Origin of the sequence: Zeimonas arvi (genome assembly GCF_008039575.1) — a bacterium.
GTDB lineage: Bacteria > Pseudomonadota > Gammaproteobacteria > Burkholderiales > Burkholderiaceae_E > Zeimonas > Zeimonas arvi.
Genome location: NZ_VDUY01000004.1, coordinates 121,768 through 146,573, shown reverse-complemented (window position 1 = coordinate 146,573; position 24,806 = coordinate 121,768). Strand labels below are relative to the sequence as shown.

Genomic DNA, 24,806 nt, shown 5'->3' with positions numbered 1-24,806 from the left:
CCAGGCGTTCCATCCGATGACACTGAAAGCGCTCCTGCACCCGGCCTCCGTTGCGATCGTCGGCGCGTCGCAGAACCCCCAAAAGATCGGCGGCATGCCGGTTCGGCTGCTGGCGGAGCTCGGCTATCGCGGCACGATCCACCTGATCAACCCCGCAGCCGAAGAAGTGCAGGGGCGCCGCGCCTATCCGTCTCTGGCTGCGCTGCCGACGACGCCCGATCTCGCGATCATCGCCGTGCCAGCGCCGGCGGTGGAAGCGGCGCTGCGACAGGCAGCAGACAAGGGGATCGGCGCTGCCATCGTGCTCAGCTCCGGCTTCGCGGAGGTCGGCGAGGCCGGCGCGGCCGCCCAGCAGCGGCTGGCCGACATCGCACGCGGCAGCGGCATGACGCTGCTCGGCCCGAACTGCCTGGGCACGATGAACCTGCGCGAGCAGCTCTTCGCCACCTTCTCCCCCGCCCCGCTGGCCGGGCGACCCGAGCCGGGCGCGGTGGCCATCGTGAGCCAGAGCGGCGCCTTCGGCGGCTACGCCTTCTCGCTGGCACGCGCCGGCGGGCTGGGCCTGAGTCACTGGATCACCACCGGCAACGAGGCCGCCACCTCGGTGGCCGACGTGATCGACGCGCTGGTCGACGACGATGACACGCGCGTGATCCTGGCCTACATCGAAGGCGCACGCGATGGTCGCCGCCTGCAGCAGGCCCTGCGGCGCGCGCGCGCCGCGGGCAAGCCGGTCATCGTCACGAAGGTCGGCCGCACCGACGCCGGGGCGCGTGCCGCGATGTCGCACACCGCCAGCCTGTCCGGCGAGGACAGCGTCTACCAGGCGGTGTTCGACGACACCGGTGCAGTGCGGGCCACCACCATCGAGCAGATGTTCCGCCTGGGCCAGGCCTTCGCGACAGGCACGCCGCCGCGAGGCCGGCGCCTGGGAATCATCACCGTGTCCGGCGGCGTGGGCACGCTGATGGCCGACGCCGCCAGCGACGCCGGGCTCGCGCTGCCGCCGCTGCCCGTGGCTGTCGCCGCCGAGCTGAAGCGGCGAATCCCGTTCTGCTCGACCGCGAATCCGGTGGACGTGACCGGGCAGATCACGGCCACCTACGAGGTCATGGACTTCGCCGCGATCGAAGCCGCGCGCTGCGGCGCCTACGACGGCCTGGTGCTGTTCCTAGCGGCCGCCGGCGGTGCGGCGGGATTCGCGGACAAGTTCGAGAACACGGTGCGACTGGTGCGGGAAGCCGCTCCTGGCCTGAGCCTGGCCTTCTCTGGCATCGTGAGCCCCGATCTCAGGCGACGGCTACAGGCGCACGGCTGCCTGGTGCACGAAGAACCGACTCACGCGATCGAAGCGATGGCGGCCATGGAGCGCTGGCTCGCAGCCGGCGCCGACGCGGTCGCGGTGCCGTCGCCCGTGCCCGAGACGCAGTCGGCTGCGACCGCGATGCCGCCGAAGGACTTGCCGTCGGGGCTGCTCAACGAAGTCGCAGGCCTCGCCTTTCTCGCCTCCCAGGGCATTCCCGCCGCGCCGCACCGACACGTGCGCGACGCCGACGCCGCTGTCGAGGCCTGGCGGGCGCTGGGCGGGCAGGCCGTGCTCAAGATCGTGTCGCCAGACCTGCTGCACAAGAGCGACGTGGGTGGCGTACGCGTCGGCTTGCGTGACGAAGAGGAACTGCGTGAGGCCTGCGCGACGATCGAGGCTTGCGTCGCGGCGAAGGCGCCGCAGGCGCGGCGCGAAGGCTTCCTGGTCGCGCGCCGGCTCGATCCGCGCGTCGAGCTGATGCTGGGCGCGCGCTGGGACCCCACCTTCGGCCCGCTGGTGATCCTGGGCCTCGGCGGCGTGGCGGTCGAGCTCGAGCCCCGTACGTCGGTGCTCACCGCTCCGACCACGCCGGCGCGCGTGCGCGCAAGGCTGCAGGCGCTGGGCGTGCTGCGGCGTCTCGGCGTCTGGCGCGGTCACGCCCCGATCGACGAGACGCCGATCGTCGAGACCGTGCTGCGCTTCGCCGCGCTGGCGGCGGCCCTGGGGCCGGGCCTGCGCACGATGGAGATCAACCCGCTGATGGTGACCGAGGACGGCGTCGCAGCGGCCGATGCGGTGGTCGAGCTCGGCCCGCCGCCACAGGATCAACCGAGCGCGACCCGCCAGGCGCAATCCGATCTGCCATGACCCATCCTGAACCGTTCCTCATCCTCGAACATCGCACGCCGCAATCGGCGCTCGCGGCGCACGCGGCAATCGCCGCGACGATTGCCGGCTATCCGCTGCTCGAAGCCGTTCGCACCTGCCACGTACAGACCGCACCGGGTGCAAGCGGCTACGGCCGGGCGCCGCTGAACACACTCGATCACAGCGACCACCGCTGGACCGATCGCGACCGCGACATCGTGACGCCTGCCAACGACCTGCTGTATTCGAACGCCTGGCTGGACCTGCGCCGCGGCCCTGTACTTGTCACGGTGCCGCCGCAGACCGGGCGCTTCTTCGTCCTGCAGTTGCTCGACATCTACACGAACAACTTCCACAACATCGGCATGCGCAACACACCGGCCGAGGGCGGGCGCTTCGCGCTGGTCGGACCCGGCTTCACGGCCGCAGACGCGCCGCCGGGCAGCGTTCTCGTCGAGTGCGCGACCTCGCTGGTCTGGCTACTGGGCCGGGTGCTGGTGGACAACGACGAAGACCTGCCTGCGGCGCGTGCGTTCCAGGAAGGTTTCCGCCTGCAGGGCACGCCCGCGCCCGAACCGCCGGCCAGCGTCTCGCGCTGGCAGAAGGGCGGCGAGCCGGCGCTGGACTTCTTCGCGAACCTCGCGCGTGCGCTCGCGGACTTCCCGCCATCGCCTTCACAGCAAGGGGCGTTCGCGCTGTTGACCGACAGCGCGCACGTCCGGCTGGATGCCGATGGTCGGCTGGACAGCCTGCGGCCGGCGGCGATCGAAGGGCTGCGCCAGGGACACGCCGCCGCGATCAAGATGATCGACGGCCACACGCGCAGCGCCTCGAAAGCGGCATGGCGCTACTCGACCCGCCTGGGCCGCTATGGCGACGATCTGATGCTGCGCGCCGCCACGGCGTACAAGGGCCTGGGAGCGCTGGCAGCCGACATCGCGCTCTACCTGACCACCGACTACGACGATGAGGGCCAGCCGCTGCATGGCGGAAACGTCTACCGCATCCGCTTCGAAGACGGCGGCGAGCTGCCTGCCGACGCCTTCTGGTCGGTGACCCTGTACGGCGCCGACCGATATCTTGCGGCGAACTCGCTTCAACGCTTCGCGCTGGGCAACCGCAGCCCGATGCAGCGCGACGCCGATGGCAGCTTGAGCGTCTACGTCGCGCACCACGAGCCGGCGTGCGCCCGATCGAACTGGCTGCCGGCGCCCGACGGCCCGTTCTACCTGATCCTGCGCCTGTACCACCCGCAGCAGCGGATGCTGGACGGGCAGTGCCGTTTCCCACCATTGGAGCGTGTCGCATGAGCCATTCCACCCTGTCCCAGGCCTCGACATCCCTCGAAGGGCTGGCGCGACGCGCGGTGCTCTACTCGCTGCCACTCTATGAGATGGCGCGCATGCGCGCGGCCACCTGCCCGCGCCGCGGTCCGGCCGGCGAGTTCGCCGCGAGCGACCGGGACTCCACGGTTCGCTGGTGCAACGGCTTCACCCATTCGCGCGCGCTGCTGACGCCGGCCAACCGCGAAGTGGTATCGCCGAACAACGACACGCTGTATGACAACGCCTGGCTGGATCTGGGCGACGGCCCTCTGGTCATCGAGGTCCCCGACATGGGGGATCGCTACTGGACCCTCGGCTTACTGGACTTCTGGACGAACCCCTTCGCTTACGCGGGGCGGCGCACCACCGGCAACCGGGCACAACGACTGTTCGTGCACGGGCCGCGCTGGCGGGGCACGGTGCCCGAAGGCATGATCCGCATCGGCGCGCCGGGCGACGACGCCTGGCTCATCGGCCGGATGCTGGTGGACCCGAACGATGACGACCTGGCCGCCGCGCACCGCCTGCAGGACGCCTACGCGATCCGGCGTGCCTCCGATGGTGCGCCGGCCTGGAAGCGAACCGACAGCGGCTTCGACGGCAGGCGCATCGAAGTCCCGGAGCCCGAGGCCTACCTGCGCGTGGTGGCCGAAGCGCTCGCGCGCACGCCGGCACCGGCTTCCGAAGCAGGGCTCCTGGCGTCCTTCGCCGCCTTCGGCCTCGTCGATGGCCGGCCCACCGAGGATCGGCAGGCGCGCGAGGCCTTTACCCGTGTGTTGCCGCAGGTCTATCACGCCCTGCGCGAAGACGTGCAGGGCACGCAACTCGGCGGCGGCTGGCACGTGCCGATCACGATCCGCACCGGCTACGGGGACGACTACCCGACACGGGCCCGCGTCGCGCGGAACCTGATCGGCGCGCTCGGCATCGAGGAAGCGATGTACCCGGTCTGCGAGGTCGACGCGCAAGGCCGTGCGCTGAGCGGTAGCGCGCGGTACGAGATTCACTTCGCGCCGGGCCTCTCGCCCCAGGTCGATGCCTTCTGGTCGCTGACGATGTATCGGCGCCGCGACTGCCTGCTGGTCGAGAACCCGATCGACCGCCATTCGATCGGCGACCGCACGCCCGGCCTCGTTCGGGAGCCCGACGGCAGTCTTCGAATCCGACTGCAGGCCGTCGATCCGGGTGTCGGATCCAACTGGCTGCCCAGCCCGGCGGACGACGACTTCTACCTGATCCTGCGCCTTTACCAGCCGCGCGAGGCGCATCTGCAGATGCAGTTCACCTACCCACCGCTTCGGCGACTCGACTGACCCGAGAGGAGACTTCCATGAACGAACTTCGACGCAGACTGCTGGGCGGCCTGGCGATCATCGGCTCTGGCGCTGTCACCGGCGCCGCGAACGCACAAGGGACCTGGCCCGAGCGACCGGTTCGCATGATCTCGCCCTATGGGGCCGGCGGCTCGAACGACATCTCGGGGCGCATCCTAGCCGAGCGCCTCGGCAAGCGGCTGAACCAGCGGTTCATCGTAGAGAACAAGCCCGGAGCGGCCACGCGCATCGCGAACGAATTCGTCGCGCGCGCGCCGGCCGACGGCTACACGATGCTGTACGCGGCCGCGCCCTTCGCGGTGGTCGAGAGCCTGTACGACAAGCTCAGCTACGATCCGGCGGCCGACTTCCAGCCGGTGACGCTGGCCGTCGTGGCGCCCGTGTTCCTGATCGTCAACGCCTCGCTTCCGGTCAAGACCGTGGCGGACTTCATCCGCTATGCGAAGAGCAAGCCCGAGGGCCTGACCATTGCCTCGCCAGGCGCCGGCTCGGGCCCGCACCTCACCGGCGAGCTGTTCATGAAGGAAGCCGGCATCAAGGGCCTGACCGTGCACCATCGGGGCGACGCCACGGCCTACACCGAACTGCTGGCGGGGCGGGTGGATGCGACGATCACCGCGATCACCACCGCGCTGCCGCACATCAGGGCCGGCAAGCTGCGCGTGATCGCGGTAGCCAACGAGAGCCGCAGCCCGGTCCAGCCGAGCGCACCGACCCTCGCGGAAGCCGGCTTCCCGAACATCGTCGGCTACGGCTGGTTCGGCTTCATGCTGCCGAACGGCACGCCCGCAAGCGTGGTGGACCGCCTGTCCGGGGAAGTGAACGCGGTCCTGAAGGGGCCCGAGATCAACAAGCGCTTCCTCGACCTCGGCCTGCAGGCGCGCGGCGGCACGCCGGCGGAGTTCGCCGCCTTCATCGTGCGCGAAAAGCGCAAGTGGGCCCAAGTGATCCGGTCCGCAGGCATCAAGGGCCAGTAGTGCCGCGCCCGCCGGGCGCGGCCGAATCACGTAGGCAGGCTGCCGGCGCCCTGACGGCAGCCCGTCGCTGCCGCCTCAGTGCGCGAGCGGCCGCCGAAGGTCGACGACGAAGCGCCCGCGTCCCTCGCCCCGGATCAGCGACTCGAAGGCTCGCGGCAATTCGTCGAGCGCGATCTGCGTGCCGATTCGCTGCGCATGGCGGGGCTCGAGGTCCGAACCGATCCGCGACCAGATCCGTTCGCGAATCGGCATCGGGCTGTTGGCGTTGATGCCGATCAACCGCACGCCGCGCAAGATGAACGGCATCATCGACGTCGAGAGGCGGTTGCCGGCGGCATTGCCGAAGCTCGCGACCACGCCGTCGGACTGCATCGATCGCAGCAGCGCATCGAGCGGCGCATCGCCGAGCGAGTCGATGGCACCCGCCCAGCGCGCGCGCTCGAGCGGCTTGTCCCCCGCTTCCCCTGACGCCGAGACCTCGACTGCGCCCAATCCGCGCAACCAGCCGTCGTCGGGCTGGCGGGTCAGCGCGTGCACCTGGTAACCCGCGCCCGCGAGCATGTCGATCGCCAGCGAGGCAACCCCGCCGGTGGCGCCGTTGACGACCACCGGACCGCGCTCGGGCGCGAGTCCGTTGTGCTCGAGCGCGTCGATCGCGAGCGCCGCCGTGTAGCCCGCGACGCCGACCGTGCCGGCATCCGCGAGCGACAGCGACGTCGGGAGCCGGACGACCATGCTGGCCGGAACGGCGATCAGCTGGGAGAACCCGCCGTCACGATCGGCACCGATACCGAAGCCATGGACGATCACCGGGTCGCCGGGCGCGAAGCGCGGGTCGGCGGATCGCTCGACCGTGCCGGTCACCTCGATGCCGGCCGTGCACGGAAAATTGCGGACGATCGGCGCGCGGTCCAGCCCGGCCAGCGCGTCCTTGTAGTTGACGCCGGCATAGGCACCTCGGATCAGCACATCGCCGTCGCCGGCGATCTCGGCCACCGCGCGCTCGACCAGTCGGCCGCGGAAGCCCTCGGCGTCCCGGAACAGCCGCCAGGCGAGGAATGTCTCGGACATCGTGTTTGTCTCCTGGGGGTTCGTGAGGCGGCGCTCAGATCACGCCTTCGCGTCTGAGTGCCTCGAGGGCAGCCGCATCGAGACCGATGCTGCCGAAGATCTCCTCGTTGTGCTCGCCTGGCGCCGGTCCGGTGCGCGGCGTCTTCATCGTCTCGCCGACGATGCGCGGCACGATGCACGGCGCGGGCAGGCTTCCGAGGTCAGGATCCGGCAGCCGAACGATCGCCTCGCGAGCGACAAACTGCGGATCGGTCACGATCTCCGCGATCGACTGCACACGGCTGTAGGGCACTTCGCATTCGTCCAGGCGGTCGGTGACCTGGATCGCGTCGCGCCCGGCGAACCAGGCCTCGATCACTGCGTCGATCGCTTCGACGTTCGCCACCCGATCCGGCATCTTCCGGAAGCGTGGGTCCTGGGGCAGCTCTGGACGCCCGATCGCGTCGCAGACGCGCGCGAAGATCGGGTTCGACGATGCCACGAGCGAGATCCAGACCCCGTCGCGGGTCCGATACATGTTCGAGGGCGCTGTGTAGGTTGCTCGATTGCCGGCCGGACCGCGCACCGTTGCGCAGCGCTCGTACTCGACGGGCAGCGGGTCGAGCATCCGGAACAACGCCTCGGTCGCCGACAGATCGATCTCGAAGCCGAGCGCATCGGGCCGGCTGCGCATCCGGACCATCGCCGCCGCGATCGAGAATGCGCCGAACGCGCCGGCGATCACGTCGCCGATCGGATAGTTCATGTGCAATGGGCTTCGCCCCGGCTCGCCGCACAGGTTGGTCAGGCCGCTCATCGCCTCGAAGATTCTGGCGAATCCGGGCTTGCCGCTCGCCGGCCCAGTCTGCCCGAAGCCGGTCAGCCTCAGCACGACCAATCGCGGGTTGGCGTCGTGAATCGCCTTCAGGTCCAGGCCCCAGCGGTCCATCGTGCCAGGGCGGAAGTTCTCGACCAGCACGTCGAACTCCGGCAGCAGGCGCAGCAGCAGCGCCCGGCCGGAAGGCTTGCGCACGTCGAGGGTGATGCCCTTCTTGCCGCGGTTGCCCACCTTCCAGTAGAGCGGCACGCCGTCCTGGACCGGCAGCAGGCCACGCAGCGGGTCGCTGCCGTCGGGCAGTTCCAGCTTGACGACGTCGGCGCCCCAGTCGCCGCACAGGGTGGCGCCGAAGGGCGCGGCGAGCACCGTGGCCATGTCGAGGATCCGCACGCCGGCCAGCGGCGCCGTCGACTCCTGGGAGGCATGTTCCCGCTGATTCAAGGTTTCGGCTCGCGTCGATGGAAATCACTGCCTTATGCCAGCAAAATGTCTTCGCCGGTACAGATGTTCCGCACAGCGAAACTAAAGGTCGGTTTCGTTGACCCCCACTCACCGGCCGGCGGAGTATCCGCGAACGAGGAGATCCTGCCTGATGGCTCACGAAAAGGCCCCCGTCCCGGGGCTCGTCGAACCGAACGAGCTGTCCGGCGATCGCCAGTTCTCGACAAGCATCTACCGGGGGCTGCAGGTGCTTCGCGCGTTCACTCCGTCGGACGTTTCGCTCAGCCATCGCGACCTGTGCGAGCGCACCGGCTTGCCCAAGGCCACCGTCTCGCGGATTACTCACACACTCACGATGCTCGGCTACATGGCACGCACTGCCGAGCAGCGCTACGCGCTCGGCGCGGGGGTGCTGTCGCTGGGTTATCCGATGCTCGCGGGCATGCGGATCCGGCAGATCGCGCGGCCTTGGCTGGAGCGACTGGCGGCCGAAACGGGCGGCACGGCCAACCTCGGCATGCGCGACCGGTTGAGCGTGGTGTATGTCGACAGTTGCCGCGCGGATCGGAGCAACCTGTTCCGGCCAGACATCGGTACGACTGCGCCCCTGCTCGCGACCTCGATCGGACGAGCGCTGCTGCTCGGCAGCGGCGCCTCGGAGCGAACCGCGGTGCTGAACCGCCTGCGAGTCGCCGCACGCGAGCGCTTCGAAACCGACCGCGCGCTTTGGGAAGTCGACCGCGACGCTTTCCCCGAGCGGCACTACTGCTGGAGCCGCGGCGACTGGCGGCCTGGCGTGCACGCGGTCGCCGCGCCCATCAGGCAACGGCTCCAGGCCGAGACCATGGCGGTCAACTGCACCTGGGCGGCCGAGCCGAAGCGCCGACTCCAGGATGCTCGCGAGATCGCCGCGAAGCTGCTCGAGACGATCAGGCGAATCGAGCGCGCCTGCCTGGACGAGGCCTGAATGAAACCTGCCAGCGCATCTGGCTTTCCGACGTCCGGCCCCAGCCGGCACGGCGACACCGGAGACCCCTGCCGATGATCAGTGACCGCGAATCCTTCGAGACCCTGCTCGCCGAGGTGCGCGCATTCGTGCGCGACGAATGCATGCCGCTCGAAGAGCAGATCGACCGCGAGGACCTCATCCCGCCGCCGATCGTCGATCGCATGCGAACGCTCGGCCTCTTCGGACACAGCATTCCGACCGAATACGGCGGCACCGGCCTGAGCACCGAGCAGCTGGCGCGCGTGAACATCGAGGTATCGCAGGCGGCCACGGTGTTCCGCGCGCGCTTCGGCGGCAACACCGGCATCGCTTCGGAGGCGCTGATCGCGGACGGCACCGAGGAGCAGAAACGGCGCTGGCTGCCGCAGCTCGCGTCCGGGTCGATCACCGGGTGCTTCGCCCTGACCGAGCCCGAAGCAGGATCCGACGCGACGTCGCTCCGGACCCGGGCGACCCGGGACGGGCGCGGCTGGGTCATCAACGGGCACAAGTGCTATATCACCAATGCCCCGATTGCCGACCTGTTCACGGTGTTCGCACGCACCGGCGATGCCCCGCGCGGCGCTTCGGGAATCAGCGCCTTCCTGTTGCCGCGCCAAACGCCGGGTCTCTCGGCGCCGCCGGGGGCCCGCAAGATGGGCCAGCACGGTTCGCCGGTCGGCGAGGTGATCCTCGAGGATTGCCGAGTACCGGACGAGGCGCTGCTTGGCGGGATCGAAGGACAGGGCTTCAAGAGCGCGATGAAGGCCCTGAACAAGCAACGGATCAACCTCGCGGCGCTGTGCGTCGGCCCTGCAATCAGGCTCGTGGACGAGATGCTCGGCTTCGCCAACCGGCGCCGGCAGTTCGGCAGCCCGATTGTCGAGTTCCAGCTGGTCCAGCAGCTGATCGCGGAGAGCAACGTCGAGGTGCACGCGGCCCGGGCCCTCGTGCTGGAAACCGCGCGCCGTCGAGACGCCGGCGACGACGTGACGATGGAAGCGTCGATGTGCAAGCTCTTCGCTTCCGAGATGTGCGGCCGGGTCGCGGACCGTGCGGTTCAGGTCATGGGCGGTGCCGGCTACATCGCCGGCAACATCGCCGAGCGCTTCTACCGCGACGTGCGGCTGTTCCGGCTTTACGAGGGGACGAGCCAGATCCACCTGCTCAACATCGTGCGCCAGATGCAGGCCCGTTGCGCCGGGGCGCAGCGCGGTGAAACGGATCCGGCGAAGCGGCTGATGGAGAACCGGCAATGACGACCTTCTCCGCGAAGAGCGGCTGGACGCCCGAAGCCGAGATCGAGTTCCTTGCGCGCGTCGAGGCGCTGGTGGAGGAACGGATCGGACCGATGGCCAACGAGGTCGGGAAGGTCGACGAGTTCGCCTGGGACACCTTCAGGCTGCTCGCCTCCGAAGGTGTGTTCGCCACCGCCTTCCCGACACGGTTCGGAGGCAGCGAGGCGCCGATGCGGCTTCGGGTACGCATAATCGAGTCGATCGCGCGCGTATGCTCGGCTGCCGCCTCGATGGTCACGGGCACCGACCTGTCCGGCAGGCCGATCGCCGCGTACGCCCCACCCGACCTGGCCGCGCAGATCGTACCCAGGCTCGCGACCGGTGAACTCCAGTGCGCGTTCGCGCTGACGGAGCGGGCAGCCGGCTCCGACGTGGCGGGTCTGACGACGACCGCGCATCGCCAGGGCGACTCGTGGGTGCTGAACGGCATCAAGCGCTACATCACGCGTGCGCCGGTCGCTGACATGTTCATCGTCGTCGCGCGGGGGAATGAGGTGCCGGGCGCCGCCGGATTGACCGCCTTCCTTGTCGATCGCAACAGCCCCGGACTCGAGGTCGGCCCGATGCAGCCCAAGCTGGGCTGGTACGGCTCGCCGATCGCCGAAGTCTTCCTCCGAGACGTGGAGGTGAACGACTCGAGGCGCCTCGGCGACGATGGCAAAGGCTTCACGATCGCGCAGGACACCCTGATCCGGGCGAGGATCGGCCACGCGGCGATCGCGATCGGGCGCGCCCAGGGGGCGATCGAAATGGCCGCGCAATATTCGACGCGACGCCGCACCTTCGGGCGCTCGCTGGGCGAGCATCAGGGCGTGCAGTGGATGCTCGCCGACATGGCCACGCAGCTCGAGGCCTCGCGCTGCCTCATGCAGGCCTGCGCCAGGCGTTACGACGCCGGCGATCCCGAGATCGCCGTGCATGCGTCGATGGCGAAGGTCCATGCAACCGATCTCGGCATGCGCATCACCACCGACTGCCTGCAGCTCTTTGGCGGCAACGGCTACCTGAAGGATTTCCCGCTGGAGCGCTTCATGCGCGACGCGAAGCTGAATCAGATCGGCGAGGGCTCGAGCGAGATCCACAAGACGGTGATCGGCCGGCACCTCGTACGAAAGGCGGCAAACGCACTGCACCCCTGCCTCGATCTCTCGGGGCTGGAATCGTGAGCCCCACGGGCGCGACGGCAGCCGCGCATTCTTTCCGGACGCCGGTCTGCGACAGGCTGGGCATCACCACGCCGATCTTCGGGTTTTCGCACGAGATCGACGTCGTGGCCGCCATCTGCGCCGCTGGCGGCTTCGGCGTCTTCGGCGTGGCCCGAGACGATCCCGCCCGGATACCGGGCAAGCTCGCCGAGTTGCGCGAGCGCGTCGGCGACGCGCCCTTCGGTGTCGACCTGATGCTTCCCCCGGGCGTTCCAGAGCGCTCGGATCCCGAAGAGATCGCCCGGCACATCCCTGAGGGTCACCGCCGCTTCGTCCAGGATCTGGGCAGGAAGTACGACGTGCCCCAGGCCACCCGCGAGACTTTCTTCACCTCGTTCGTCCGGTCGCGCGAGCTGTTCGAGCGACAGATTGAAGCGGTACTCGCGTCGGATGCCGACCTGGTCGCCACCGCGATCGGAGTGCCGCCCGAGGTGATCGCACGCGCGAGGTCGGCCCGCAAGACGACGCTTTCGCTGATCGGGTCGCCGCGCCACGCCAGGGCGGCGATGGCGGCGGGAGTCGAGATCCTTGTCGCACAGGGCTACGACGCCGGCGGGCACACAGGGCCGATCGGCACGATGTCGCTCATTCCTCAGATCGTCGAGATGGCCCGCCCTGCCGGCATCCCGGTGATCGCCGCGGGAGGGATAGCGACCGGATCGCAACTTCTCGCTGCGCTGGCCATGGGCGCGCAGGGAGCGTGGCTGGGAACGGCGTGGCTCGCCGCGCGCGAGAACCACACGCAGCGCACGCTGCTTCGCAAGCTGATCGACGCGGGTAGCGAGGACACGGTGATCACCCGCGCGCACAGCGGCAAGCCGTGCCGCGTGGTGCGCAGTGCCTGGTCGGACGAGTGGTCCGCACCGGGCGCACCGACGCCATTGCCGATGCCGTACCACCAGGCGCTCACCGGCGACCTTCTCGCCGCTGTCGAAGAGCACGACGTGGCGCCGCTCGTCTACGAGGCCGCCGGGCAAGGGGTTGCCTGGGTTCGCCATGAAGAAGGCGTCGCGGACATCGTTGCGCGCCTCGAGCGCGAGATGAGCGAGTCATGGGCAGCACTTCGGATTCTTGCGACCGGATGACCCGACATTGACGGAATGGCGAACGGGCCGCCTCAGATGCCCGCCAATCGACCAACGAGGAGACCAAGATGAGAAACGAACCAACGAGAGCCCGTCGCAGAGCTCTTGCCATTTGGACGAGCGGCATCCTCGCCGTTGCAGCATCCGCCGCGGTTCCGCTGCAGGCGGTCGCCCAGAGCGACTACCCGTCCAAGCCCATACACGTCATCGTGCCTTATCCGGCCGGTGGCGTTGTCGACCTGGTTACGCGCGCAGTGAGCGAGAAGATGGCCGAGTCGCTCGGCCAGCCGATCGTCGTCGAGGCACGACCTGGCGCCAGCGCCAACATCGGTACCGACCATGTGCTGCGCCAGCCTGCGGACGGCTACACGATCCTGATGGGTTCGCCCTATCTGGCCACGAATCCGCTGCTGAACTCGACAACCAAGTGGAAGACCGACGACTTCGTGGGGCTGGGCTTGATCGGTGCGCCGCCCAATCTGTTCGTCGTGTCGAACAACCTGCCGGTCAAGACGCTCGAGGAGTTCGTCGACTACGTCAAGGCTCGCCCCGGCAAGGTGAACGTGAGCAATCCCGGCGTGGGCAGTTCAAACCACCTCGGCCAGGAGCTGTTCTTCAGCATCACCGGACTGGAGATGCAGGACGTGCACTACAAGGGGCAGCCCCAGATGATCCCTGACCTGGCAAGCGGCCTGGTCTCGTTCGGTTTGGTGACGATCGCCCTTGCCGGCCCCCAGATCACGGAAGGCAAGTTCCGCGCCCTGGCAATCAGCGCGCCGAGGCGCGCGTCGACATTGCCGGAGGTGCCCACGCTCGCCGAGGCCGGGTTCCCGAATGCGACCTTTCTGCCCTGGTACGGGTTCGTGGCGGCGAAGGGGACACCCTCCCCAGTGGTCAAGCGACTCTCGGATGCGATCATGGGCGCCCTGAAGGATCCTGCGGTGATCACACGGCTCGAGAAGATGGGCACCCAACTCACGCCGGCACCGGCCGAAGAGTTCGACAAGCTGCTCGCCAGCGAGGCTGTACGTTGGGCAAACGTGATCAAGAAGCGGAACATCCAGCCGAACTGATTCCGGGGCGGCCCCGAGCCCGGCATCCGGTAGATTCGCACGTCATGGGGACGCCCGGACCGTCGAGAGGCCGGCCGGGCTGTATCCGCATCGCGCTGCGCAGCGCCCGCGGCAAGCCCCTCAGCGCTTCGCCCCACCGCGCAGCGCCGCCCTCGCGCACCCAGGGCTGCACCAGCCGCTCGCCGGCCCCCAGTCTCGAGGTCCAGCCGCCGATGATCAGGCCGAAGCCCTTGGCGTGACCGATCGCCACGCGTGCGTGCGGCTTGCGCTCTTCGGTGCAGGTGCCGGGCAGGCGCCGCGCGGCCTGCCCGAGGAAGGGCGGCATCCGGTGCGCGGCATCGCCCGCCAGGAACTCCTGGCCGTGCCGCCGCCGCTCGATCACCTGGCCGTCGACCCCGAGGTAGTCGGTGCCCGGGTGGGGAGCGGCTACTTCCGTTCCGATTTCTCGCTCCGTCCGTGTCGCTTTGAATGCAGGCGGCAACGACCACATCGCAGCCTCCCTATGATGCGCCGCAGCCGTTCCTTGCGCGTGGCGACGCGCCGCAGGGTTCTCGCGATTCTCACTGGAGCCTACCGATGCCCTTGCGCCCGGCCATTGCCTTGCTCGCCGCCCTCCTCGCCTGCTCCGCTTCCGCGCAGGAGCAGACGGTCGAGAGCGCGATGGAGTTCCTGTCGGAGGTGCTGGATGGGCAGCGCTACAACCCGAACCTGACGGAGTCCAACGGCGAGCCGGTGCGGCTGCACGATCGCTGGGGCACCATCAAGGAGGTGGGTCCGGACAAGCGCTGCGTGCTCGCGTACAAGGCGGCGATGCCCGAGGGCAGGCATGGAAGCTCGGTGTGGAAGGCCTATGAGCGCGAGGCCACCTGGGACTTCGGCAAGGTGCTCGAGATCCGGAAGGCTGGAACGATCGACCTCGAGGTGGTGCGCCGCGGCCAGCCGCTGCCCCTGGCGTTCCGGCTGAACGCGGAGTCGCTCAGGGACCGGGTCGCCTACGCGATGGACTACCTGCGCGTGAACTGCGACGCCTTGCGGCGCACCGGCTTCTGACCGCGATGCTGCGCCATCTCGCGCTGTTGCTGGGCGCCACGCTCGTCCTGGCCGCCACGCCTTCCGCACAGGCTGGCGGCGGCGTGATCGTCACGATGCCCGACACGACCCAGCAGCAGGCCGCTCGCCAACGGCGCCAGGAGGCGCAACGCCGCGAGGCGCAGGCCGTGCGAAAGCAGGCGGCGTCCGAACGCGAAGAGCGTGGCTGGGGCGAGCACCGCCAGGCCGAGGCGGAGCGGTTCGTGCAGATGCGCAACGCGGCGGAGCAGGCGCGGGGCATGCGCTTCGATCCGCCCGATGGCAGCAAGCCGCCGCGCAACTGCCGCAAGGTGCCGGTGACCCGCCACGGCCGCGCCATCGCCGAGTCCGAAGCGGCGGCCGAGAAGCGCATGCGAGAGACGTCTCGGGCCCGGTGCGGCGGCACCCTGGGCGGCGTGAGCAGCGAAGGCGCCACGAGCTGCGGCGTGTGGGACTCCGGGCGGCGCCTGGTCTCGAAGGGCGACGGCCGCTTCGAGCGCAAGCAGCTCAAGCCGGTGCGCTACGAGTGCAGCCATGTGGTGCAATGCGTGAAGCAGGAAGAGGTCTGCGACCCGACGGGGACGGGGCGGGTGTCGAAGCAGTGACGGATCTTCGAGACCGGCAGGGGCGAATGGTTCTTGCCGTGAAGTCGCTTGACCCTCCAATCATGGGAAGGTTGATGCTGCCTCCAGATCACCGGAGAGCGTCATGCAGCACGGCAACGAAACGACCCATCAGCAACCCCATCACGACCATCGGCATCACGGCCACCCGGCGCATGCGCCTGGCGCACCGGGCCCGATGCCCAAGGGCGACCTGAGCGCGGTCGAGTACACCTGTCCGATGCACCCGCAGGTGCGCCAGATGGGGCCCGGCAACTGCCCCATCTGCGGGATGGCGCTCGAGCCGGTGCTGGCCACCGCCGAGCAGGGCGAGAGCCCTGAGCTGCGCGACATGACCCGGCGTTTCTGGATCGGCGCGGCCCTCACCGTGCCGGTCTTCGCCCTGGAGATGGGCGGGCACCTCTTCGACATCCACCACTTCATCGCGCAGCGGACCTCGAACTGGGTGCAACTCCTGCTGGCCACGCCGGTCGTGCTCTGGGCCGGGTGGCCCTTCTTCGTGCGCGCGCTGGCGTCGGTGAAGCACCGCAGCCTGAACATGTTCTCGCTCATCGCGCTGGGCACCGGCGCCGCGTGGCTGTACAGCATCGTCGGCACGGTCGCGCCCGGAGTGTTTCCAGCCGACCTGCGCCTGGCCGACGGCGCGGTGCCGATCTATTTCGAGGCCGCCGCCGTCATCACGGTGCTGGTGCTGCTCGGCCAGGTGCTCGAGCTGCGGGCGCGCGAGAAGACCTCCGGCGCGATCAAGGCGCTGCTCGGCCTGGCGCCGAAGACTGCGGTGAAGGTCGATGCCGACGGCAGCGACGAAACGGTCCAGGTCGATGCCATCCAGGTCGGCGACCTGCTGCGCGTGCGTCCCGGCGAGAAGGTCCCGGTGGACGGCGAGCTCACCGAGGGCAAGGGCAACGTCGACGAGTCGATGGTGACGGGCGAGCCGATTCCCGTGGCCAAGTCGGTCGGGTCGAAGGTCACCGCGGGGACCCTGAACCAGACCGGCGGCTTCGTGATGCGCGCCGAGAAAGTGGGCGCCGACACGCTGCTCTCGCAGATCGTTCACATGGTGGCGGCCGCCCAGCGCAGCCGCGCGCCGATCCAGCGCATGGCCGATCAGGTCGCGGGCTGGTTCGTGCCGGTCGTGATCCTGGTGGCCGCGATGACTTTTGCCGCCTGGCTCGCCTGGGGACCGTCGCCGGCCTTCGGCTACGCGCTCGTCACCGCGGTCGCCGTCCTGATCATCGCCTGTCCCTGTGCGCTCGGCCTGGCCACGCCGATGTCCATCATGGTCGGCGTCGGTCGCGGCGCACAGCACGGCGTGCTCGTGCGCGACGCCGAGGCGCTCGAGCGCATGGAGAAGGTCGACACGCTGGTCGTCGACAAGACCGGCACGCTGACCGAGGGCCGCCCCAGGGTGGTCCACATCGAGCCGGCGCCAGGCTTCGGCGCCGACACCGTGCTGCAGAAGCTGGCAAGCGTGGAGCGCGCCAGCGAGCACCCGCTGGCGATGGCCATCGTGACGGATGCGCAGCAGCGCGAGCTGCCGCTGTCGCAGGTGACCGGTTTCGACTCGCCGGTCGGCAAGGGCGTGGTCGGTACCGTCGACGGACAGGCCGTCGTCTCGGGCAGCGCGAAGTTCCTGGCCGAACACGCCATCGACACGAACAGCCTCGCCGCGGCGGCCGAGGAACGGCGCCGGCAGGCGGCCACGGTCATCTTCGTGGGCATCGGCGGCAAGCTCGCCGGATTCGTCGCGATCGCCGACCCGATCAAGGAAACGACTCCGCGTGCCCTGCAGGCGCTGAAGGCCGCCGGCATTCGCATCGTGATGCTGACCGGCGACGGGAAGACCACGGCGCAGGCCGTGGGGCGCGAACTCGACATCGACGAGGTGGTCGCCGAGGTCTTCCCCGAGGACAAGGCCGCGGTCGTTCAAGGGCTGAAGTCCGAGGGCCGTGTGGTCGCGATGGCCGGCGACGGCGTCAACGACGCGCCCGCCCTCGCCGCCGCCGATGTCGGCATCGCGATGGGCACCGGCACCGACGTGGCGATGGAGAGCGCGGGCATCACGCTGCTGAAGGGCGACCTGATGGGCATCGTCCGGGCGCGGACGCTGTCCCATGCAACGATGCGAAACATCAGGCAGAACCTCTTCCTGAGCTTTGCCTACAACGTGGCGGGAATCCCGCTGGCGGCCGGGGTGCTCTACCCGTTCTTCGGCTTGCTGCTGTCGCCGGCGGTTGCGGCAGCGGCCATGGCGCTGTCCTCGGTGAGCGTCATTGGAAACGCGTTGCGCCTGCGCGCGGTCGAGGTGGACTGAGTCACGCGACGCCCGCGGCCTGCAACGCCGGCAGCCTGGTGACGGCAGCCCGTTGGCTCCCCGGAAGCACCCTGGTCATAACCAGTACGCCCAGATCCTGGCAAACGCTTCCTTGACGCGCAGATGGAACGGGCGGCGCTCCCACTGCTCGAGCTCGATCTCCAACGAGGCCGCGAGGTCGCGGTCGAACATCGCTTGAAGCTGCTTGCCGAACTCGGCCCCCAGCACCATCGCATCGAGCTCGTGGTTGTGCAGGAAGCTACGCCAGTCGAGGTTGGTCGACCCGACGGTGGCCCACACGCCGTCGACCAGCACCGTCTTCGAATGCAGGATGACTCCGCTGCGCTCGTGGATCCGCACCCCCGCGCGCAGCAGCCGCTCGTAGAAGGCGCGCCCCGCGTGGAACACCAGCGAGGAATCGATTTCGTTGGGCAGGATCAACCGGACGTCCACGCCGCGCGCCGCAGCCGCTTCGAGCGCGTCGAGCAGTTGCGGATCCGGGACGAAGTAGGCGTTGGTCACGTGCACGCTGGTTTCGGCGCTGCCGATGGCCGAGAGCAGGGTCACATAGATCAGGCTGAAGGGCTGCTCGGGGGAACTGCCGATCGCGCGCACCACCTGCGTGCCGACGGGCTCGAGTTGCGGAAAGTAGTCCCGCGCCGGCAGCGGATCGCCGCGCTGGCTTTCCCAGGCGGCGAGGAAGATCCTCTGGAACTCCGCCACGACCGGCCCCCGCAGCCGGAGGTCGGTGTCGCGCCAGGGCGGGCTGCCGCCCGGCCGGACGCGCGAGCCGTGACTGAACGATCCGCCGGAATAGACGCTGCTGATGTTGATGCCGCCGAGGAATGCCGTGCGCCCGTCGACGATCAGCAGCTTGCGGTGGTCGCGCCGGTTCAGCGCCCACTCCTTGCGGGTCATGAACGGATTGATCGGATTGAATTCGAGCACCCTGACGCCGCTGTCGATCAGCCGCTGGAAGAAAGCGGCCGGCGTGCCGCTGGTGCCGAAGCTGTCCCGGATCAGGTTCACCTGGACGCCTTCGCGCTGCTTGTCGATCAGCGCCTGGGCAAAGCGCTGGCCGACCTCGTCGTCATCGAGGATGTAGGTTTCCATGTTGATGTGATCCCGCGCCGCCATGATGGCGGCGTACATCGCCTGGAAAGTTGCGGGGCCGTCCTGGAGCAGGATCACCTCGTTGCCCGTGGTCAGCGGGCTCTCGACGATTTCCTCTTCGCGCGCCAGATGGCGCTCGAAGATGCCGGTGTCCTCGCCGCGGCTGCCCAGGCGTTCGAGGACTGCCTTGCTGCGCGCGGCCGACAGGGGGCCGCGCGCACCTTCCAGCTGCACCGGGGGGCCGGAACGCAGCTGCAGGTCGGGCACGATGACCGGCAGGCTGCTGCAGCCGGACAGCATCAGGAAACACGCCAGCCAGAGCGCCAGACGATGAAGCGTCCGCGGCATTGCAAGGGCGGGGTCGGCGTGGCGGCTCATCGATGACGTATGCTCGTCGAGTCGCTATCCGGCATCTCGGGATGCGGGCAGCCGACGACACCGGCCCAGCGTCCGGGCGTAGATTTCCTTGCAGGCCCTGTAGCACCCGCAGGAGGCCGCTTCCAGTCCGGCGCGGTCGACGATGGTGACATCCCCGCGGCTGTAGCGGATCATCCCGCGATCCTGGAGCAAGGTCGCGGCCCTGGTGACGCCGACGCGCCGCACGCCCAGCATCCGGGCAAGGAACTCGTGAGTGACGTGGAAGCCACCCGAGTGCGCGCGATCCTGCGACATCAGCAGCCGGCGCGCGAGGCGAGCCTCCAGAGTGTGGAAACGGGTGCAGGCGGCAGTCTGCGCGATCTGCCACATCAGCGCCTGGACATGACGCTTCATCAGGTCTTGCAGCGCGGGACATTCGAGCAGTTCGCGCTGGAACGGGACAGCCTTCATTCGCAGCGCGAAGCCGCCTCCCTGGACGATCGCACGCAATGCCGCGACCTGGACGCCGAGCGCCAGCGAGCTGCCGAGCATTCCCTCGTCTCCGATCAATCCGACCTCGAGCCCGGCATGGCCTTCGATCGGCATGACCAGGGAAACGGAGCCGGTCGTGGGGAAGTAGACATGGCGAACAGAATCGCCCGGCTCGACGAGCACCTGCGTGAAGGCCAGTCCGACCTGCTCGCAGCCGGCCAGAAAACGCCGGCGCTCGGCCGGCGGCAAGGCTGCGAGCAGGCGATTCTCGGCCGTGACGGACTTCTCGGGCGGCAAGGCGGGCTCCTCGTGTCGCAAATGCCCGGCGCAGGTGGCAGGCAGGGTTCGCGTGCGATCCGGTGCCGATTGCGTGGCGCGCGGCCACGGCCTCCGGGCGCGGTACGAGTCAGAGCCTCGCAGCATTCGATTCGACCGTCTGGCCGGTAGCGCACATACCGCGGCCTCGGCACACCCGTTTCCGCGAACGGGCACGCGGCCTACGCCGTGGCGGCAAGGCTGTCGGCGCGGGCCCAATGTACGGTGGCGGACAGACCGCGCGGGGGCCTTCGTTCAGGATGATTTCTTGGGGCGAGCGATCGGCTTGGCGCAAATGCGAGGCGGACGCTGTACCCGGTTTCCGATCAGAGGTGATGCAATGGACACGATTCGAAGATTCGCAGTCGGCACATATGCGGCAGCGATGATGCTGGGCCTGGCCGCCTGCGCAGGGATGTCGGGCCAGGACAAGGCCACGGCCATCGGCGCCGGGGTCGGCGCCGTCGGAGGTGCAGTGCTCACCGGTGGCAGCGCCGTCGGCACCGTCGGCGGCGCTGCCGTCGGCGGAGTGATCGGTCACGAAGTGAGCAAGGACAAGTAGGGCCAGACGACGTTCGACGATGGCCATCCTTCGTTCGACGATGGCAGGGGCCGCCGCGAGAGGCGGGCTGCCTGCTGTCCGCCACGCCCCCTGCGCTCCTCTTCCTGGCGCTTGCGTTCGAGTTCGGCTTCTTCACGCTTGCGCTTTTCTTCCGCGCGGCCTGTCGGGTTCCAGGGCGCGTTGGGCGGGCGGCTGCCGGCGTCGAACGGCGGCGCCGCTCACGCTCCTCCTGGTCGGCGCGACCGGGGCCGTCGCGGCGACCGGGCCGCCGGATACTCGCTGCTGCGGCACACGAACCGCTGCCGTGCCCTCCCCGTAGACCTCGCCCTGGCCCTGGCGCACGAAGATCGTCGTGCTGTCGCCGCGCGGATCCACCTCGATCCGGTAATCACCCGGCTGCCGGATGGTGAAGGCGAGATTCGGCGTGTCGACCTCGAACATCTGGCCGCGATCGACGCGCAGCACGCGGACGTTCAGGATGCCCTGCGTCAGCCGGAACGGGCCGATCCGGTCGTCGAAACTCAGCACGGACAGGGCCGCGCCGGCGCCCATGCGGATCATTGCGCCGCCTGCCTGGATCTCGGCCCGCGCGCCCGACTCAGCCCAGAGGCGGTCAGTGGCGTGTTGAGGCTGGCGTGCGCCCGGTCGCGCTCGCCGGCCGGCGAGAAGCCGACCGGCCCGTAGGTGTAGCCGAGGCGGGCGATCCGCGACGGCGGGTCCGCGCTGGCCCAGCCACTGAAGGCCAGCATCGCAGGCCCGGCGATCAGGCCAGGCACCCGGAGACGGTCAGCGTCGTCGCCCCTGAATCAGGCGCACCAGGATGACCACGACCGCGATGACCAGGAGGAGGTGAATGAACCCCCCATGGTGTACGAAGTGACGAAACCGAGAAGCCAGAGCAGGACCAGGACAAGCGCGATCGTCTGGAGCATCGTTCTTCTCCTTTCGCCAGGACCTGGCGATGCGTTGGAGCAAGGCGGGCTTGCCAGGGCCGGAAGGCGGTCGAACGCCTTCTTCACGACAGCGTAGCACTCGCCGACGCGAGCTTCGAGCGCCGGGCGGTCGAGACCGGACGGCAGCCCGCGGCACAGATGCCGGTCCAGCGAACGTTGGCGGTTGCACACGGCCGCGCCCGTTCGGGCGGTAGCCGTGGCCGGCGCCCGTGACGAGCGAGACGCCGACGATCCCCTCGATGCCGACCACGGCGATGCAGGGGCGAATCAGGATTCATTGCTATGTGCGGCACCGTACAGACCGCCCCTGTCGTGCCCGCGACATTGGGAACTGCAGCGCGGGCCGCGTTCGAATGTCCGGAACGTCGCGCCACGTGGATCTTCGTCGAATCGCATGGCGCCCGGCCGGCAGTCGCGACGCGGTCCTGCAGATCCTGTCCCCTTATCCTCATCTGGAAACTCGATCATGAAACAAGTCAGCAAGTATCTCTCCGCGGTCTTCATCGCCGTCACGCTCGTCTCGGCCGCAGGTTGCGCAGGCACCCGAACCAGCGAGGGAACCGCCGAGTACGTGGACGACTCCGTGATCACCGGAAAGGTCAAGCTTGCGATCCTGAACGAACCCACGCTGAAGTCCGCGGAAATCAACGTCGAGACCTTCAAGGGCGTGGTCCAGCTCAGCGGCTTCGTGAACTCCCGCGCCGACATCGACAAGGCGGTCGCCGTCACGCGCGGCGTCGCCGGCGTGAAGTCGGTGAAGAACGACATGCGCTTGAAGTAATTCGCCTTCCTCGAGGTCCCGCACAGGCGGACCTCGATCAGCGCCCGATGCAGCGGCCGGAATGCCGCTGCATCGGGACAGGCAGGCGCGGCTGCCTACCAGCGCGGCGCGGCCAGCGCCCGCAGCAGGTGATCGATCAACAACCTCACCTTCGGCGACACATGCTGCCGGCTCGCGTAGACCGCGTAAATGCCCAGCTCGACCGATCGGTACTCGGGCATCAGCTCGACCAGCCTGCCCGCCTCGACGTCCTCGCCCACCAGGAAGGAGGGCTGCAGGACAATGCCGCTGTCGTGCAGCGCGGCCTGCCGGCAGGTGTCGCCGCTGTTCGTGCGCATGCGCGGTTCGACCTTCACCGACACCGCGCCGTCGGGACCCTCGAACTCCCACTGCTCGCCCATCGAGAAGAGGCTGTAGGAGATCACCGCATGGTCCGCGAGATCACGCGGGTGGCGAGGCGCTCCATGCGCCGACAGGTAGCCCGGCGACGCGCATAGCACCATCCGCGTCGACGACAGCTGGCGGCCGATCAGCGACGAGCTCGCAAGGCGGCCGATGCGAACCGCCATGTCGTAGCCCTCCTCGACCAGGTCGACCACGCGGTCGGACAGCGTGATGTCCAGCACGACCCCGGGATTCTTCGCCATGAACTCGCTCCACAGCGGCGCCAGGTGCAGCAGGCCGAAGGTGACCGGCACGTTGAGCTTGAGCAGCCCGCGCGCCGCGCCCGAGCGCGCGCTGACCTCGGCCTCGGCCTCCTCCACCTCGGCCAGCACGGCCTTGCAGCGCAGATGGAAGATCCTGCCCTCGTCGGTGAGCGACAGCCGGCGCGTGGTGCGGTGGAGCAGCCGCACGCCCAGGCGCGACTCCAGCTCGCCGACCAGCCGCGACACCGCCGCACGGGACAGCCCCAAGGCCTCGGCCGCGCCGACGAAGCTGCCCGCGTCGACCACCGTGGCAAACACGCTCATTTCCTGGAATCGGTCCAAGATTGTCTCGATTTGCGAAACAATCAATCAATCTAGCAGGGATTTATCTGTTTGCGTTTGATCAATAAAGTGTCTCGATGCCCGGCGCCATCGGAGGCGACGGACTTCCAACAACGGAATCACGAGGAATCCTGATGAACACCCCCGCATCGAACACCCTGAACCTGCTCGGCCGGCTCGGCCTGGCGGCCCTTTTCCTGCCCGCCGGCATCGGCAAGATCACCGGCTTTTCCGGCACCGTCGGCTACATCGCGTCGGTGGGCCTGCCGATGGCCACGCTGGGGGCGATCCTGGCCCTGGTGGTCGAGGTCGCCGGCGGCCTCGCGCTGGTTCTCGGCTACAAGACGCGGATCGCGGCGCTGGTCCTGGCCGTCTTCACGCTGGTGGCCAGCTTCTTCTTCCACGCCTTCTGGTCGATGGCGCCGGAGCAGGCCTTCGTCCAGCAGCTGCTGTTCTGGAAGAACATTGCCGTCGCGGGTGGCCTGCTGGTGCTGGCGGCGCACGGCGCCGGCGCATTCAGCCTGGATGGCCGGCAACGGGCCTGAGCCGCGACCACGCAATCGATGGAGATGGTCATGACTGCCCCGACGCTCGCCCCGGTGCTCTTCGTGTCGCACGGTGCACCCACTTTCGCGCTCGAGCCCGGCCCGCTCGGCGCGAAGCTGGGCGAGATCGGCCGCGACTTGGACGGCCTGCGCGCGGTGCTCGTCGTGTCGCCGCACTGGCAGACGCGCGGGCTGGAAGTCATGACCACCGAGCGGCCGGCCACGATCCACGACTTCGGTGGCTTTCCGCCGGCGCTCTACCGGCTCGCCTACCCCGTGCCCGGCGCACCCGAGGCGGCCGCCGAAACGGCGGGACTGTTGCGCGAAGCCGGCTGGCGGCCGACCGAGAACGACCAGCGCGGGCTCGACCACGGCGCCTGGGTGCCGCTGATGCACCTGTTGCCCGATGCCGGCGTGCCGGTGTTCCAGCTCTCGCTGCCGCACACGCTCGACGCTGCCCGCGCGCTCGAGCTGGGCCGCGCGCTGGCGCCGCTGCGAGAACGGGACATCGCGATCCTGGGCTCGGGCAGCATGACCCACAACCTCCACGAGTTCCGCGGCGCGGCCTCGCGACCCGAGCCCTACGTGGCCCGGTTCACCGAATGGGTCCGCGAGGCCGTGTTGCGACACGACTCGGCGTCGCTCGTCGACTATCGAAGCCTGGCGCCGGAGGCCGCGCGCGCGCATCCGACCGAAGAGCACTTCCTGCCGCTGCTGGTCGCGATGGGCGCCAGCGGCGAGGGCGAGCCGCCCCGGCTGCTCGACGACGAGGTCAGGTACGGGATGCTGTCGATGGAGTCGTATGCCTGGGGGCTCGCGGCCTGAGACGCCCCGATCCGGCAAGGCGAGATTCCATCGCCGGCATCCCCGTGTCGATGGATCGTGTCTAATGCGGTACATCGCCCTC

At 69.1% G+C, this 24,806-nt stretch carries 24 protein-coding genes and 1 pseudogene; 16 read left to right on the top strand and 9 right to left on the bottom strand.

Annotated features, from left to right (window positions below; all coding sequences use genetic code 11):
• The first annotated feature begins 16 nt into the window (after nt 1-16).
• Genes FHP08_RS11005 through FHP08_RS10990 form a run of 4 tightly spaced genes read left to right on the top strand, consistent with a single transcriptional unit; the run spans nt 17 to nt 5,809 of the window.
• Nucleotides 17-2,173 carry an acetate--CoA ligase family protein gene (locus FHP08_RS11005; protein WP_147704508.1) on the top strand — a complete coding sequence of 719 codons (2,157 nt, stop codon included), beginning with the start codon at nt 17-19 and terminating at the stop codon, nt 2,171-2,173.
• Nucleotides 2,170-3,483 carry a DUF1254 domain-containing protein gene (locus FHP08_RS11000; RefSeq protein WP_147704507.1) on the top strand — a complete coding sequence of 438 codons (1,314 nt, stop codon included), beginning with the start codon at nt 2,170-2,172 and terminating at the stop codon, nt 3,481-3,483. The genes FHP08_RS11005 and FHP08_RS11000 overlap by 4 nt, the downstream gene beginning before the upstream one ends.
• The gene (locus FHP08_RS10995) at nt 3,480-4,811 is read left to right on the top strand and encodes a DUF1254 domain-containing protein (RefSeq protein ID WP_147704506.1); all 1,332 of its coding nucleotides are present in this window, start codon (nt 3,480-3,482) and stop codon (nt 4,809-4,811) included. The genes FHP08_RS11000 and FHP08_RS10995 overlap by 4 nt, the downstream gene beginning before the upstream one ends.
• Nucleotides 4,812-4,828: 17 nt before the next feature.
• Nucleotides 4,829-5,809 carry a Bug family tripartite tricarboxylate transporter substrate binding protein gene (locus FHP08_RS10990; protein WP_147704505.1) on the top strand — a complete coding sequence of 327 codons (981 nt, stop codon included), beginning with the start codon at nt 4,829-4,831 and terminating at the stop codon, nt 5,807-5,809.
• A gap of 75 nt (nt 5,810-5,884) precedes the next feature.
• Here FHP08_RS10990 and FHP08_RS10985 read toward each other — a convergent pair whose 3' ends face one another.
• Both FHP08_RS10985 and FHP08_RS10980 read right to left on the bottom strand, forming a co-directional pair.
• Nucleotides 5,885-6,880: an acrylyl-CoA reductase family protein gene (locus tag FHP08_RS10985; RefSeq protein WP_147704504.1), complete on the bottom strand. Its 996-nt coding sequence runs from the start codon at nt 6,878-6,880 to the stop codon at nt 5,885-5,887.
• A 34-nt stretch (nt 6,881-6,914) separates the two neighbouring features.
• Nucleotides 6,915-8,138, bottom strand: coding sequence for a CaiB/BaiF CoA transferase family protein (locus FHP08_RS10980; protein ID WP_225879110.1), 1,224 nt, complete (start codon nt 8,136-8,138; stop codon nt 6,915-6,917).
• A gap of 151 nt (nt 8,139-8,289) precedes the next feature.
• On the opposite strand from FHP08_RS10980, the gene FHP08_RS10975 reads away from it, so the two are divergent.
• From FHP08_RS10975 to FHP08_RS10955, 5 genes are all read left to right on the top strand, one after another.
• A complete protein-coding gene (locus tag FHP08_RS10975) occupies nt 8,290-9,105 on the top strand; it encodes an IclR family transcriptional regulator (RefSeq protein ID WP_147704503.1) in 816 nt (271 codons plus the stop codon).
• 74 nt (nt 9,106-9,179) lie between these two features.
• Nucleotides 9,180-10,385, top strand: a complete 1,206-nt coding sequence (locus FHP08_RS10970) for an acyl-CoA dehydrogenase family protein (protein ID WP_147704502.1) — start codon at nt 9,180-9,182, stop codon at nt 10,383-10,385.
• Complete coding sequence (locus FHP08_RS10965; protein WP_147704501.1) at nt 10,382-11,590, top strand: acyl-CoA dehydrogenase family protein; 1,209 nt, start codon at nt 10,382-10,384, stop codon at nt 11,588-11,590. The genes FHP08_RS10970 and FHP08_RS10965 overlap by 4 nt, the downstream gene beginning before the upstream one ends.
• Nucleotides 11,587-12,714, top strand: coding sequence for an NAD(P)H-dependent flavin oxidoreductase (locus FHP08_RS10960; RefSeq protein ID WP_147704500.1), 1,128 nt, complete (start codon nt 11,587-11,589; stop codon nt 12,712-12,714). Before FHP08_RS10965 ends, FHP08_RS10960 begins: the two co-directional genes overlap by 4 nt.
• A gap of 68 nt (nt 12,715-12,782) precedes the next feature.
• Nucleotides 12,783-13,787: a Bug family tripartite tricarboxylate transporter substrate binding protein gene (locus tag FHP08_RS10955; protein ID WP_147704499.1), complete on the top strand. Its 1,005-nt coding sequence runs from the start codon at nt 12,783-12,785 to the stop codon at nt 13,785-13,787.
• Here FHP08_RS10955 and FHP08_RS18560 read toward each other — a convergent pair.
• Nucleotides 13,759-14,277 carry an FAD-dependent monooxygenase gene (locus tag FHP08_RS18560; protein ID WP_222707872.1) on the bottom strand — a complete coding sequence of 173 codons (519 nt, stop codon included), beginning with the start codon at nt 14,275-14,277 and terminating at the stop codon, nt 13,759-13,761. The two genes, FHP08_RS10955 and FHP08_RS18560, sit on opposite strands and share 29 nt — an antisense overlap.
• Before the next feature lie 86 nt (nt 14,278-14,363).
• On the opposite strand from FHP08_RS18560, the gene FHP08_RS10945 reads away from it, so the two are divergent.
• The 3 genes from FHP08_RS10945 to FHP08_RS10935 all read left to right on the top strand — a co-directional run bounded on the left by FHP08_RS10945 (nt 14,364) and on the right by FHP08_RS10935 (nt 17,792).
• Nucleotides 14,364-14,837, top strand: coding sequence for a hypothetical protein (locus tag FHP08_RS10945; RefSeq protein WP_147704498.1), 474 nt, complete (start codon nt 14,364-14,366; stop codon nt 14,835-14,837).
• 5 nt (nt 14,838-14,842) lie between these two features.
• Nucleotides 14,843-15,460, top strand: coding sequence for a hypothetical protein (locus FHP08_RS10940; protein ID WP_147704497.1), 618 nt, complete (start codon nt 14,843-14,845; stop codon nt 15,458-15,460).
• Between the two features lie 103 nt (nt 15,461-15,563).
• Nucleotides 15,564-17,792 (top strand): copper-transporting P-type ATPase, encoded by a 2,229-nt coding sequence (locus FHP08_RS10935; protein ID WP_222707871.1) that lies wholly within the window; start codon nt 15,564-15,566, stop codon nt 17,790-17,792.
• 75 nt (nt 17,793-17,867) lie between these two features.
• Here the strand turns inward: FHP08_RS10935 and cls are convergent, their stop codons facing one another.
• Together cls and FHP08_RS10925 are read right to left on the bottom strand one after the other, a co-directional pair.
• Nucleotides 17,868-19,283, bottom strand: coding sequence for a cardiolipin synthase (gene cls / locus FHP08_RS10930; RefSeq protein WP_225879109.1), 1,416 nt, complete (start codon nt 19,281-19,283; stop codon nt 17,868-17,870).
• Between the two features lie 24 nt (nt 19,284-19,307).
• Nucleotides 19,308-20,051 (bottom strand): Crp/Fnr family transcriptional regulator, encoded by a 744-nt coding sequence (locus FHP08_RS10925; RefSeq protein WP_225879108.1) that lies wholly within the window; start codon nt 20,049-20,051, stop codon nt 19,308-19,310.
• Nucleotides 20,052-20,409: 358 nt separating this feature from the next.
• On the opposite strand from FHP08_RS10925, the gene FHP08_RS10920 reads away from it, so the two are divergent.
• Nucleotides 20,410-20,631 (top strand): glycine zipper 2TM domain-containing protein, encoded by a 222-nt coding sequence (locus FHP08_RS10920; protein WP_147704496.1) that lies wholly within the window; start codon nt 20,410-20,412, stop codon nt 20,629-20,631.
• A gap of 132 nt (nt 20,632-20,763) precedes the next feature.
• Here the strand turns inward: FHP08_RS10920 and FHP08_RS10915 are convergent, their stop codons facing one another.
• From FHP08_RS10915 to FHP08_RS10905, 3 genes and pseudogenes are all read right to left on the bottom strand, one after another.
• Nucleotides 20,764-21,192: a hypothetical protein gene (locus FHP08_RS10915; RefSeq protein ID WP_147704495.1), complete on the bottom strand. Its 429-nt coding sequence runs from the start codon at nt 21,190-21,192 to the stop codon at nt 20,764-20,766.
• Nucleotides 21,189-21,407, bottom strand: coding sequence for a hypothetical protein (locus FHP08_RS18555; RefSeq protein ID WP_147704494.1), 219 nt, complete (start codon nt 21,405-21,407; stop codon nt 21,189-21,191). Before FHP08_RS18555 ends, FHP08_RS10915 begins: the two co-directional genes overlap by 4 nt.
• A 10-nt stretch (nt 21,408-21,417) precedes the next feature.
• Nucleotides 21,418-21,563 (bottom strand): annotated as a pseudogene (locus FHP08_RS10905) (lmo0937 family membrane protein).
• 487 nt (nt 21,564-22,050) lie between these two features.
• On the opposite strand from FHP08_RS10905, the gene FHP08_RS10895 reads away from it, so the two are divergent.
• The gene (locus FHP08_RS10895) at nt 22,051-22,365 is read left to right on the top strand and encodes a BON domain-containing protein (RefSeq protein ID WP_147704493.1); all 315 of its coding nucleotides are present in this window, start codon (nt 22,051-22,053) and stop codon (nt 22,363-22,365) included.
• Nucleotides 22,366-22,460: 95 nt separating this feature from the next.
• Here FHP08_RS10895 and FHP08_RS10890 read toward each other — a convergent pair whose 3' ends face one another.
• Nucleotides 22,461-23,336: a LysR family transcriptional regulator gene (locus tag FHP08_RS10890; protein WP_267285493.1), complete on the bottom strand. Its 876-nt coding sequence runs from the start codon at nt 23,334-23,336 to the stop codon at nt 22,461-22,463.
• 152 nt (nt 23,337-23,488) lie between these two features.
• Between FHP08_RS10890 and FHP08_RS10885 the strand changes: the two genes are divergently transcribed.
• Together FHP08_RS10885 and FHP08_RS10880 are read left to right on the top strand one after the other, a co-directional pair.
• Entirely contained in the window at nt 23,489-23,899 is a 411-nt protein-coding gene (locus FHP08_RS10885; protein ID WP_147704491.1) for a DoxX family protein, read from the top strand.
• Between the two features lie 30 nt (nt 23,900-23,929).
• Nucleotides 23,930-24,724: a DODA-type extradiol aromatic ring-opening family dioxygenase gene (locus FHP08_RS10880; RefSeq protein ID WP_147704490.1), complete on the top strand. Its 795-nt coding sequence runs from the start codon at nt 23,930-23,932 to the stop codon at nt 24,722-24,724.
• Nucleotides 24,725-24,806: the final 82 nt, after the last annotated feature.